The sequence below is a fragment of the Rhodococcus sp. EPR-147 genome (genome assembly GCF_001647185.1).
Lineage (GTDB): Bacteria > Actinomycetota > Actinomycetes > Mycobacteriales > Mycobacteriaceae > Rhodococcoides.
Genome location: NZ_LVCU01000172.1, coordinates 1 through 11480, shown reverse-complemented (window position 1 = coordinate 11480; position 11480 = coordinate 1). Strand labels below are relative to the sequence as shown.

Sequence of the window (11480 nt, the reverse complement as noted above, 5' to 3'; positions counted from 1 at the left end):
GGTCACCGACGCCGTACTGCTCGTCTGGTTCATGCGCGCCCTGTACCGAGCTCCAGTGAAAGAAGAAGTGACGCAATGAGACGCGCGACCTTCCTGCTGTCCAAGGATCCCGTCACCGAGCACGGCGGCGATATCGCACTGTCTCGGTTGATGATGCAGCTCGCCCGCGAGGCCTTCGAGGTTCGTTCGATCTGCCTGTCCAAGGAAACCGGCGTCGCTCCCGACGTCGTGCGCGTCCCCAAGCCGACAGTCGACGTGGGGTTGCTGATGAAGTCCGTCCGACCGACACGCTCGGTGGTGCACGGGCGCTACGACGTCGACGCCTTCCGCGACGCCATCGACGCCTCCACCTCGGATGTGTATGTGGCCGAACACAGTTACATGGCCGAATCGTTCCTGCGCTCGTCCAAACTTGGGTCGCCGTTCGCGATCAACACCGTCAACACCGAGTCGCAGGTGTGGAAGGTGACACGCGGATTGATCGGCCGCATCGAAGCACCACGCATCCTGCGGGACGAGATCCGCGTCGCCCGTGCGGCAGATGCCGTCGGGACCTACGATGCCGACGAAGCGCAGATGTACCGCAGCAACGGCGTGCGCGACGCCCGATGGATCGACCTCACTCTCGAACCCGCGCCGCAGCTGGACCTGTCCGAGACCGCGAAACGTCTGGTGTTCATGGGGACTCGTGATTGGCCGCCGAACCAGGAAGCCTTCAAGATCGCGCTCGAGTACTGGCCGGCGATCTCCGCGGGCATCGACGGTGCCGAACTGTGCATCATCGGCGCGAAGGCCCCGGGTGCCAAGGATCCCGTCTACCCTGCCGGAGTCCGCGATCTCGGCTTCGTCGACGATCTGCAGGAGTTCCTCGGCACCTGCCGGGCCCTCATCGCCCCGGTCGCCACCGGCGGCGGGGTGCGTGTCAAGATCCTCGACGCCGCCAGCAAAGGGCTGCCAGTCGTCGGCACCTCGGCGGCCGTCGGATCGCTCGACTCGATCTTCGAGCTGCCCACGTTCGACGATAAAGAGCAGTTCGTCGCCGAATGCCGCCGCTATCTGCTCGATCGCACCGCCGCCGTCAAGGCCGGTGAGCGAATCTACGAGCTGAACACCGCCCGCTGGAACGACCGCGTACCCCATTCCACCGTCGAAGCACTGATCAGCGCCCCGCTGACGAGCACCTTAGGATGATCGCCATGACCCTCCGCTCCCGACTGCTCGCCGTTGCCGCAGCCGCCGCGATCGCTCTCGGCCTCTCCACACCCGTCGCACACGCAGCACCGGTCGACCTGGGCTTCACCGGTGGCGCACCGTTTCTGACGCTCGACGACGCCACGCTGAACAACGAACTCGGTGCCGGACGCGATATCGGTGCATCGTGGGTACGGGTGGTCGTGAACTGGGCAGCGATCGAGACAGCGCCGGGCGTATTCGACTGGGGCAACACCGATCGCGTGATCAATGCCGCGACAGCACAGGGCTATTCGGTACTGGCCGTGCTGGGCGGAACCCCCGGCTGGGCGCAAGGCGGCATCGCCTCACCACTGCCTGGTGCAGTTCCGTTGGATCCCAATGCCTTCGGAGCATTCGCCGGTGCGGCCGCAGCACACCTCGGTGAGCGCGTCGACCACTACGAGGTGTGGAACGAGCCCAACATCCCGACCTTCTTCGCCCCCGTCGATGCGGTCCGCTACACGAACATGCTGCGCGCGGCGTATCCGGCGATCCACAACGCCGACGCCGGAGCCACTGTGCTGAGCGCCGGGTTGGCGACAACGGTGGATTTGGGAGCATGGACCGTCGCGCCGGTGACCTTCTTGCAGCAAATGTATGCCGCCGGAGCAGGCGGATTCATGGACGCAGTCGCCATGCACCCCTACACCTTCCCCTTCACCGTCGAGAACGACCCCAACGGTCAATGGGCACAGGTGGATCAGGCCTACGGCACGATGGTGGCCAACGGCGACGGTGGCAAGAAGATCTGGATCACCGAACTGGGCGCACCCACCGGAAACGGGCCGATGGCCGTCACCGAGGATGCGCAGGCCGCAATCATCGGCTCGAGCCTGGCCAAGGCGTCGTCGCTGCCGTACGTGGGCCCGATCTTTGTGCACTCCCTGCGTGACTCGGGCACCAACCTCGCCGATTCCGAACAGAACTACGGACTACTGCGCTCGGACTTCAGCGCCAAGCCGGCATTCGACGTGGTGCGGGGTTCGTAACGGTCATCCTGTGCAGGCATGGAACAACGTTCCAGTTGTGACAGGATCTGCGCATGCCGAACACGAAGCCTGCATCCGCTCGACGTTCCGATGCTCTGTCGAAACAACGCATCGTGCAGGCAGCGATCGAGACGCTCGATGAGGGTGGCACCGACGCTTTGACGTTTCGCACCCTCGCCGCACGTCTGTCGACAGGCCCCGGAGCGCTGTATCACCACGTCGGAAACAGGGATGATCTGCTCGCGGCATCGGCCGAAACCGTCATGGCATCGGTCTTCGAATCACCGCCGGAGAACGGTGCGGCAGAACCTGGTGTTCGCGGCCTGATGATGAGGGTCTTCGACTTGATCACCACGCGACCATGGGTGGCCACGCAACTCTCCGCCGCTCAGTGGCAGCCTGCCGTTTTGCATCTCTTCGACCGCATCGGCACCGAGCTCGACGCACACGGAGTTCCGCACAGTGCGCAGTTCGACGCCGCTTCAGTGCTTCTGTTCCACGCGATCGGGGTTGCAAGTCAGCGCGATGCCGGCATGCAACTGGCCGCCACGGTGACGGACCGCTCGGCATTCCTCGACTCCACACGCGCAGCGGTGACGGACACCGGCGACTATCCGTTCCTTACCCGGATTGCGTCGCAATTCGCTGGCCACGACGACAGAGAGCAATTTCAGGCCGGTCTCGACATAATCCTGGCCGGCATCGGCCGCGGCTGAGCCGAACCAAATCCACCACGCCCTTCTCTGCCCCAGTTGACTTCCTTGGAACACTGTTCCATTCTTACTTGGAACAGTGTTCCAACGACGGGCGGAGACATCCATGAGTACATCCATCACGATCATCGGTGCAGGACTCGGAGGCCTGGTCCTGGCACGCGTACTGCACGTTCACGGAATCGCCGCCACGGTGTACGAGGCCGATGCCACGGCCGACGCTCGCACACAGGGCGGACAGCTCGACATCCACGAGCGCGACGGGCAGGTCGCACTTGCCGCGGCCGGGCTCACCGCGCAGTTCCGCGCCATCATTCACGAGGGAGGCGAAGCGACCCGCGTACTGAACCCGAACGGCGAGGCTCTGTTCGACGAACCCGATGACGGCACCGGAGGTCGACCGGAGGTGCTGCGCGGGGACCTGCGACGCATTCTGCTCGACTCACTGCCGGCCGACACCGTTCAGTGGGGGCACAAGCTCACCTCCGTACGCCCACTGGGAAATGGGCAACACGAAATCGAGTTCGAGAACGGAACCACCACCGTCAGCGATCTGCTCGTCGGTGCCGACGGCGCATGGTCACGAATCCGACCCTTGCTCTCCGCTGCCGTCCCCGAATACGTGGGTACCGTCTTCATCGAAACCTACCTCCACGACGTGGACGATCGGCACCCCGCCACCGCCCGCGCAGTCGGTGGTGGTGCGATGTTCGCCCTCAGCCCGGGTAAGGGGCTCACCGTGCACCGTGAGGTCGGCGGCATCCTGCACACCTACGTTCAGCTCAACCGCAGCGCCGACTGGATCGACGCGATCGACTTCACCGATACGGCTTCCGCCAAAGCAACGGTCGCAGCCGAGTTCGATGGGTGGGCACCGGAATTGACGGCGTTGATCACCGACGGAGAGACCGCGCTGGTTCCCCGGCGGATCTTCACGCTGCCCAACGACCACCGCTGGGAACACAACTCGGGAGTGACGCTGCTGGGCGACGCCGCGCACCTGATGCCGCCTTCGGGAGACGGCGCGAATCTGGCGATGTTCGACGGTGCCGAACTCGGTCGCGCAATCGCCGATCACCGCGGCGACCTGGACGCAGCCCTGTCGGCCTACGAGGATGCCATGTTCACCCGAAGCGGGGCGGTGGCAATCGAGGCACATGCAACGCTGGAACTGTGCCTCGGGGAACAATCCCCCTATGGGCTGATCGACCTGATCGCCGGCGTCACCAACAGCGTGTGATCACTTGTCGCCGAGTGCATTTCTGCGTTGACGATGATCGGCGGCATTGATTCGGTTGCCGCACAGATCCGGCATGCAATAGCGTCGTCGGCCGCCGCGACTGACATCGACGAACACTCTGTTGCACGTCGGTGCCGCCCCGATCCTCGTTGTGGACTCGGACAGACTGGGACCTGACTGACCGCATTCGTTCATGATGTACCGGTGCCGACTACCGATCCGTTCCACGCACTCGTTCTGATGAACGCAGTGTTCGCCTCAGCAGCATGGTGTCTGGCCAAGCCTTCGTGGACCGCAGCGATATCACTGAGCGTTGCCTCGGTGCTGTGGCTGTTCTTCAACGCCCCTATCGAAGGCGCAGTGTTGTACGTGGTCGACGCAGACGGAGGGTTGACCGAATCCGACTTCCTCACGGTCGCTGGGGTGATCCTGGCCGGGGTCACTGTTGCCAGAGTGCGGCGCGGAGGTCGAAGCCGGCGCTCAATCCGCCGCGATCGCGCTGTGGCAACCGGCGCGAATGTGCGCGCGCATGATGGCCTCGACCCACTCCTCGTCCTCGTACTCCAACGCGTCGACGATCTCGAGGTGATGGGCGGCGCTGCGTGAGATCTCCTTCGGTGAGTACTTCCGAAAGGTTCGTGCTGCGACAAGGGGTTTGAGCAAAGCGATGGCCATCTCGGCCATTCGTGCGTTGGGACACTTCGACAGGATCGCCGTGTGGAAGGCGTTGTTCAGGCTCGCGATCTCCGTCGTGTCGGCGGCCTCGACGACGATGTCCTGCATCCGCTGCGCCGTGCGACGCAAGTCAGCCAGTTCCTCGGCCGAGAAGTGCCCCGTCGCAAGTTTGGCGGCATGCGGCTCCAGCAGCGAGCGGGACGAATAGATCGCCTCGACGGTGTCCCGGGTGAACTCGGTGACCCGGGCTCCCTTGTTCTTCTCCATCGTGACCACACCCGTGGTGGCGAGAGTGGCGAGCGCTTCGCGCACCGGAGTGCGGCTGACCCCCAGCCGCCCGGCGAGCTCGGCCTCGTTGAGCTTCTCGCCCGGGCTGTAGAGCCCGGAGATGAGCAGGTCGAGAATCTTGTCGCTCAGCTCGGACACGGTAGGTGCCTGGTTGTCGGGGGTGTTCTCACACGGGCCATTGTGCATCAGCGAGCTGTTGCCGGGTGCCACCTCGGGAGACGAACGAGTACGACGGTGTGCCGGTGTACCCCTCGCTCGTTCGCACCATCGCCAGGTAGGTCTCGAGGTCGATGCCCGTCTCGATTCCAAGCGAATCCAACAGGGCCACCACGTCCTCCATCGGCGCGTTGCCGAGGACGGACGGGTCGCCGGGGAACCACATGTCTCCGCCGAGGCCGCCGAAGGACGCCTCGATCCAGTCGGCTCCCGCGGACAGGCTCGCCAACGCGTTGACGGTGCCGAAGCCGTTGCGGTTGTGCAGATGCACCCCCACCGGGATGGTGGGGTGACGGCTCTTGACGCGTCGGACACCGTCGTAGAACTCGTTCGGGGTTTCCACCCCACTGGTACCCGCCAGATACAACGAGTCGGCTCCGGCGTCGACCACTCGCTCGACCACCGCGTCGAGTTGGGCAGTGTCGATCGCGCCGTGGCAGGGCGCGAAGAACGCCGTCGCCACTGCGGCGCTGACCTTCTTCCCGGACAGGTGCCCCTGGGCGACGATCGCCGCGAAATCGTGCAGCAACTGCTCGGGCGTCGAATTCTGATTCTTCGCGGCCATGTCCCGGTCGACCGGGATGATCGCGACGATCTCCTCGATCTGCGTCTCGCAAGCCCGTTGTGCACCGCGAACATTGGGCACCAACGCCTTGTAGTGAACCCCGTCTCTGTGCGGCGCCTCCTCGATGACTCGCTCGGCATCGCTGAACTGTGGCAACACTTTCGGATGCGCGAAGGACGTGATCTCGACGGTGGTCACACCGGAATCGAGAATGCCGTGGAGCAATTCGAGTTTGTGATCGGTACCGACGAACTGCGATACCGCCTGCAGGCCGTCCCGCAGGCCGACCTCCACCAACCTCGCGCTCGTGGGCACACCGTCGAACACCATCAGATGATCCCGTCGGCGCGGAAGGCATCGATCGCGTCGCGCGTGAATTCGCCGACGGCAGTGAGTACTTCGTCGGTGTGTTCGCTGAGCGCAGGGCCAGGCCAGCGCACCGATCCGTCGGTACGACTGAGCCGGGGGAACGTGTTCTGCATCGGCACCTCCCCCAGAGTGGGATGCGGGGTGGTGATGATGCTCTTGCGGGCGATGAACTGCTCGTCGCCCAGCATGTCCTCGGGTCGGTAGATCTTGCCGACCGGAACCGAATGCGCCAGCAGCAGCTCTTCGAGTGCGCGCGCATCGTGCTGAACGGTGAACTTCCCGACCATCGCGTCGAGTTGTTCCTGCCGTTCCCCGCGGGCACCGTGCGTACTGAACTGCGGGTCGGTGGCCAACTCCGGCATCCCCATTGCCTCGGCGAGACGCGCGAACACCGTGTTCTGATTGGCCGCGATCAACACCCAGCCGCCGTCCGCGGTGGGATATACGTTGCTGGGCGCAACATTGGGCAGAATGGCACCGCTGCGTTCACGCTGATAGCCCGAGATGACCCACTCCGGCACGATCGATTCCATGATGCCCAGGACGGCCTCGTAGATTGCCGAGTCCACCACTTGTCCACGGCCACTGCGAGTTCGCTCGTACACCGCGCCGAGCGTCCCGATGGCGGCGAACACCGCGGCCAAGGTATCGCCGATCGAGATTCCGACGCGTGAGGGCGGCGTCGAAGGATCGCCGACGACGTAACGCAGTCCGCCCATCGCCTCACCGATCGAGCCGTAACCGGCGCGCGAGGAATACGGGCCGGTCTGGCCGAATCCCGAGACCCGGGCCAGAATCAAGCCTGGATTGTCGGCGGCGAGCGTGTCGTAGCCCAGCCCCCACCGCTCCAACGTTCCCGGGCGGAAGTTCTCGACAACGATGTCGGACCGGGAGATCAATGTTCGGGCGATGCCCTGCCCCTCGGGAGTACGCAGATTCACCGTCACCGACTTCTTGTTGCGACCTACGACCGACCACCACAGCGATTCACCCTGAGGACGCGTCCGGCCCCACTCACGCAGTGGGTCTCCGGTTCCCGGCTGTTCGAGTTTGATCACCTCGGCACCGAGGTCTCCCAGGATCTGCCCACAGAACGGCCCGGCGACCAACTGACCCATCTCGATGACGCGTAGGCCCTGGAGGGGGCCGGTGGACGCCGGACGAGGGGTGCTCGGCTCGTTGGTGGCTCGGTCGTCGACAGTCACAACTTCTCCTCTATTGCATGCAATTGGTACTCGATAGTGCGCGCTCTGGCCATTTCTACCAGGATTATGGGAACAGGTGCATACAATCATGTTGACGCAGTGACCCGCAACACATAACGTAGCGCTAGCTCGATCCCCTCGTCGTGCACCGAAAATTCAGGAGAACACGTTGACGTCAGCCCGACCGACCGAATCCGAAGTCGTCACCGAGGACGGCGAACGCTCGTCGGACATGAACTCGACCCTCGGCCTACCGATGCGCTGGTTCGTCCCGATGGCTTTGGTCATCGTGGTGCTGGCGTATCTGTTCACCCCCGCGGAAGGGATGACGGCGGGCTTCGCCACCACGATGGCCCTCGGCGGCCTACTGATGGTGATCGGCAATGCGATCCCCGGGTTCAACCGCATCGGTGGCGGCGTCATCCTCACCATCCTGATTCCGGCCGTGCTGTTCAGCTACAACCTGATGCCCGAGCGCACCGCCACGGCGATCGACGACTTCTACACGCTGTCCGCATTCGGTGAATTCGTCGTCGCGGCGCTGATCGTCGGCAGCATCCTCGGTATGGACCGCTCGCTGCTGATCAAGGCGGGCTCGCGGATCATCGTGCCGATCGTCGCGACCATTGCCGTGTGCTTCGCACTGTTCGGCCTCATCGGGCAACTCACCGGGTACGGCCTGGGCAAGATGCTGTTCTACGTCGTCGGGCCGGTACTGGGCGGAGGCGTTGCGGCAGGTGCCATTCCGATCTCGGAGGTCATCGCACAGAACAGCGGCGGCAACGCGACCGACTACCTGTCGATGCTCGTGCCCGCCGTCGTGGTGGCCAATACCGTCTGCATCATCGCGGCCGGTGGCTTGGCATGGCTCGGGCGGCGCAAGCCGAACCTGTTCCCCCGCTTCAACGGCAACGGCGAACTGGCAGTCAAGAAATCGAAAATGATCGTGCCGGTGGGCAAGGCCATCTCCTCGGCCGACGCCGTGCGCAGCTCCATCATCGGATTGTTCACGGCCGGAATGCTGTTCATGATCGCCGACGCCCTGTCCTTCTACGTTCCGTCGATCCACAGCTATGTCTTCTTGATCGTGTTGTGCGCCATCGCGAAGATCTTCTTGCCCATCCCCGACTTCCTGGTTCAGGGTGCCGATATCTGGTACAAACTCGTCGCCAACGCCTTCATCCCCGCCATTCTGGTGGCCGTGAGCATCGTGGCGATCGACTTCAAGCAGGTGCTCAGCCTGCTCAACGACCCGGTGTACATGTTCTCCACCATCGCAGTCGTGTTCGTCGCCCTCTTCGCTGCCGGATTCGTGGGTTGGCTGGTGCATCTCCACTTCATCGAATCGGCGATCTCGGGCGGACTGGGTTTGGCCGACTTCGGCTCGAGCGGTGACCTGGCAGTACTGGGTGCCGCCGATCGACTGGAACTGCTTCCCTTCCTGTCCATCTCCTCACGCATCGGTGGCGGTCTGGTTGTGCTGACCCTGTCGCTTCTGGGTCCCCTGGTGTTGTGACGCGTGCCGGGACAGCGGCGAACAGGTTCCGACTCCCGAGCAACTGGTGCTCCACTATTCGACGACCTCGGGGGATTCCCTCAGACCCGGGCCGCGAGTGGAGCATCCCGTGCAGCGGCTCGCTTTCGGCTATTGCCGGCTGCGATCGCGGGCACGCGTTCGGAATTGGCCCATAGCGAGGAGGATCAACGCGGCCCCCAACACGGTGAGGGGAATTTGAGCGCGGGGAGCGTCGATGTCGAGTATTACGATCTGCCACACCACCCACCCGATGGTCACCAACCCTGCGCACGCGACATACAGCGCTGCCTCGGAGGCGTCGACGAGCACGGCAGCCACGCAGATCAACGGTCCGAGCCCAAGAAAGAACAGCACGAACAACCCGGATATGCGGTAGTCCCAGGTATGCCACGACGGGAGCATGCCGACATTCAAGCCCAGTGACCGCCCGCTGGGGTCCGAGGTCAGCGACACTCCGTTGAACGTTCCGGCTGCGCCCAACAGGATCAGCAGTGCCACCGTCGAGAGTTTGTTCACGGTGACGTCCTTACTTTGTCGTCCTTCGCATATGGCCGGCAGCGGTTCACGTAAGGGTTGATACTGCCAGAACAAGTCCAATTGGTCCTGTTCCACGCTGCGGTTACTCTCGGTGGGTTGCGCGCCCGCCCGGGGCCGCGCCCCGACCACCTCTGGAGACTCTGCATGCCCAAGCTGAAATCCGTCAGCGAGTTCACCGGCAAGTGGTTCGCTCTGATCGTCGTGGCGGCGGGCACACTGGCCCTGATCACTCCCGATACTTTCAGCGGCGGCACTCCTGCCGTTCCGTGGCTGCTGTCGATCATCATGCTCGGCATGGGAATGACGTTGCGGCTCTCCGACTTCGCGGTTGTCGCCCGACGGCCGTGGGCACTGTTGCTCGGGGTGGCCGCGCAGTTCATCGCGATGCCACTACTCGGGCTGGGAATCGCCAACGCGCTCGGCCTCTCTGCGGCACTGACCGCCGGGATGGTGCTGGTCGGTTCGGCTCCGGGCGGCACAGCGTCCAACGTGATGGTCTACCTCGCCAAGGGCGATACCGCGCTGTCGGTGGCCATGACGTCGGTATCCACCCTGCTCGCACCCATTCTCACGCCACTGCTCGTGCTCTGGCTCGCCGGTGAGTTCCTGCCCGTCGACGCCGGCGGACTGTTCGTCTCGATTCTGCAGATCGTGCTGGTTCCCGTCGTACTGGGAGTTGTTCTGCGCCTGCTGTTTCCCAAGATCATCGACCGCATGCTCGACGCTCTGCCGTTGATCTCGGTCGCCGGCATCACCGCGGTGGTGCTGTTCGTGGTTGCCGCCAGTGCGCCGACATTGCTGTCCATCGGAGCCCTCATCGTCCTGGCCGTCGTACTGCACAACTCGCTGGGACTGGCCGTGGGATACGGCATCGGCAAGGCGTGCGGACTCGACGTCGCCAGCCGACGCGCGATCAGCATCGAAGTCGGGATGCAGAACTCCGGATTGGCCGCGGCTCTGGCATCGGTGCACTTCAGCCCAGCGGCGGCCCTGCCCGCGGCCATCTTCTCGGTGTGGCACAACGTTTCGGGCTCACTTCTCGCCAGCTACTGGTCGCGGCGCTCGATCGAACCGAAGCCGGCCGAACGCACGCAGGAGTCGACCACCATCGAGTAGGCCGATTTCAGCTGGATTTCGAACAGAATCCGGTGCAGCTGACCGCGCTGAGCGCGGCTGGCTGCACCGGATTTTTGTTTCCGGCCGGAGGGATCCTTGCGTTATATGCATTCGTTGTGCAGTATTTGCAATCACGCTCAGCGTCCGCCGAGCCCACCATCGAGGAGGCCCCATGATCACAGTGACCAGTGCCGCGGGTGGTGTCGGCCGCTTGCTCGTTCGACAGCTCGCCACGCAGAACGTGCCGGTTCGAGCAGTCGTCAAGAACGCGGCGCAGGCTGCGACCACCCGCGCAGACGGAGCCGTCGAGGTCGTCGTAGGCGATCTCAGGTCCGAGGAAACGCTCCGAAACGCCCTCGTCGGCGCGGACGTCCTCTACCACGCGGCACCGACGCAGATCATCGACGAGAGGCCGATCATCGATCTTCTGATCGCAATCGGACCGGCAAACGGGCTGCAGCACATCGTTTTCCATTCCGTGATTCATCCGAACCTGCATCAACTGACGCACCACCACCAGAAGGACATCGCCGAAGGAATTCTGCGGAGCAGCGGAATTCCCACCACGGTGCTCAGGCCGTCCCACTACATGCAGAACTACCTGGAAGTGTGGGAATTTCTGCAGGCCGGAGTAATGCCGTACCCGGTTTCACCGGACAGCGTCATGGGTGTCGTCGATGTTGCCGACGTCGCCGAAGCAGCCGCGAACATCCTCGTCGACCCCACGCCGCACACCGATCGCGTCTACGACCTGTCCACGGTGGAACTCACCCGACACGAGATGGCAGAGATCTGGT

12 protein-coding genes are annotated in these 11480 nt (G+C 63.9%); 7 read left to right on the top strand and 5 right to left on the bottom strand.

Annotation, left to right across the window (positions count from 1 at the left end):
• Positions 1-75 precede the first annotated feature (75 nt).
• The 4 genes from A2J02_RS08870 (at position 76) to A2J02_RS08855 (ending at position 4175) form a co-directional block, all read left to right on the top strand.
• Entirely contained in the window at positions 76-1191 is a 1116-nt protein-coding gene (locus tag A2J02_RS08870) for a glycosyltransferase (RefSeq protein WP_068049382.1), read from the top strand.
• A 5-nt stretch (positions 1192-1196) separates the two neighbouring features.
• Complete coding sequence (locus A2J02_RS08865) at positions 1197-2222, top strand: hypothetical protein (protein ID WP_068049386.1); 1026 nt, start codon at positions 1197-1199, stop codon at positions 2220-2222.
• Between the two features lie 53 nt (positions 2223-2275).
• Entirely contained in the window at positions 2276-2938 is a 663-nt protein-coding gene (locus A2J02_RS08860) for a TetR/AcrR family transcriptional regulator (RefSeq protein ID WP_068049380.1), read from the top strand.
• A 103-nt stretch (positions 2939-3041) separates the two neighbouring features.
• Complete coding sequence (locus tag A2J02_RS08855) at positions 3042-4175, top strand: FAD-dependent oxidoreductase (RefSeq protein ID WP_068049379.1); 1134 nt, start codon at positions 3042-3044, stop codon at positions 4173-4175.
• On the opposite strand, the gene A2J02_RS08850 is transcribed toward A2J02_RS08855, so the two are convergent.
• The 4 genes from A2J02_RS08850 to A2J02_RS08830 all read right to left on the bottom strand — a co-directional run bounded on the left by A2J02_RS08850 (position 4176) and on the right by A2J02_RS08830 (position 7493).
• Positions 4176-4370, bottom strand: coding sequence for a CGNR zinc finger domain-containing protein (locus A2J02_RS08850; protein ID WP_068049376.1), 195 nt, complete (start codon positions 4368-4370; stop codon positions 4176-4178). It lies immediately after the preceding gene.
• Between the two features lie 285 nt (positions 4371-4655).
• On the bottom strand, positions 4656-5276 hold the full coding sequence (locus tag A2J02_RS08840) for a GntR family transcriptional regulator (protein WP_068049384.1): 621 nt from the start codon (positions 5274-5276) through the stop codon (positions 4656-4658).
• 28 nt (positions 5277-5304) lie between these two features.
• Positions 5305-6234, bottom strand: a complete 930-nt coding sequence (locus A2J02_RS08835) for a hydroxymethylglutaryl-CoA lyase (protein WP_231893775.1) — start codon at positions 6232-6234, stop codon at positions 5305-5307.
• Between the two features lie 14 nt (positions 6235-6248).
• Positions 6249-7493 (bottom strand): CaiB/BaiF CoA transferase family protein, encoded by a 1245-nt coding sequence (locus A2J02_RS08830; protein ID WP_068049370.1) that lies wholly within the window; start codon positions 7491-7493, stop codon positions 6249-6251.
• A gap of 169 nt (positions 7494-7662) precedes the next feature.
• Between A2J02_RS08830 and A2J02_RS08825 the strand changes: the two genes are divergently transcribed.
• Complete coding sequence (locus A2J02_RS08825) at positions 7663-9009, top strand: 2-hydroxycarboxylate transporter family protein (protein ID WP_068049369.1); 1347 nt, start codon at positions 7663-7665, stop codon at positions 9007-9009.
• 129 nt (positions 9010-9138) lie between these two features.
• Here A2J02_RS08825 and A2J02_RS08820 read toward each other — a convergent pair whose 3' ends face one another.
• Positions 9139-9546, bottom strand: a complete 408-nt coding sequence (locus A2J02_RS08820; protein ID WP_068049367.1) for a hypothetical protein — start codon at positions 9544-9546, stop codon at positions 9139-9141.
• 165 nt (positions 9547-9711) lie between these two features.
• Here A2J02_RS08820 and A2J02_RS08815 point away from each other — a divergent pair, with 165 nt between their 5' ends.
• Together A2J02_RS08815 and A2J02_RS08810 are read left to right on the top strand one after the other, a co-directional pair.
• Positions 9712-10683 (top strand): bile acid:sodium symporter family protein, encoded by a 972-nt coding sequence (locus tag A2J02_RS08815; RefSeq protein WP_068049365.1) that lies wholly within the window; start codon positions 9712-9714, stop codon positions 10681-10683.
• Between the two features lie 172 nt (positions 10684-10855).
• Positions 10856-11480 (top strand): SDR family oxidoreductase (locus A2J02_RS08810; RefSeq protein WP_156516154.1); only part of this gene is annotated, 625 nt, incomplete at its 3' end.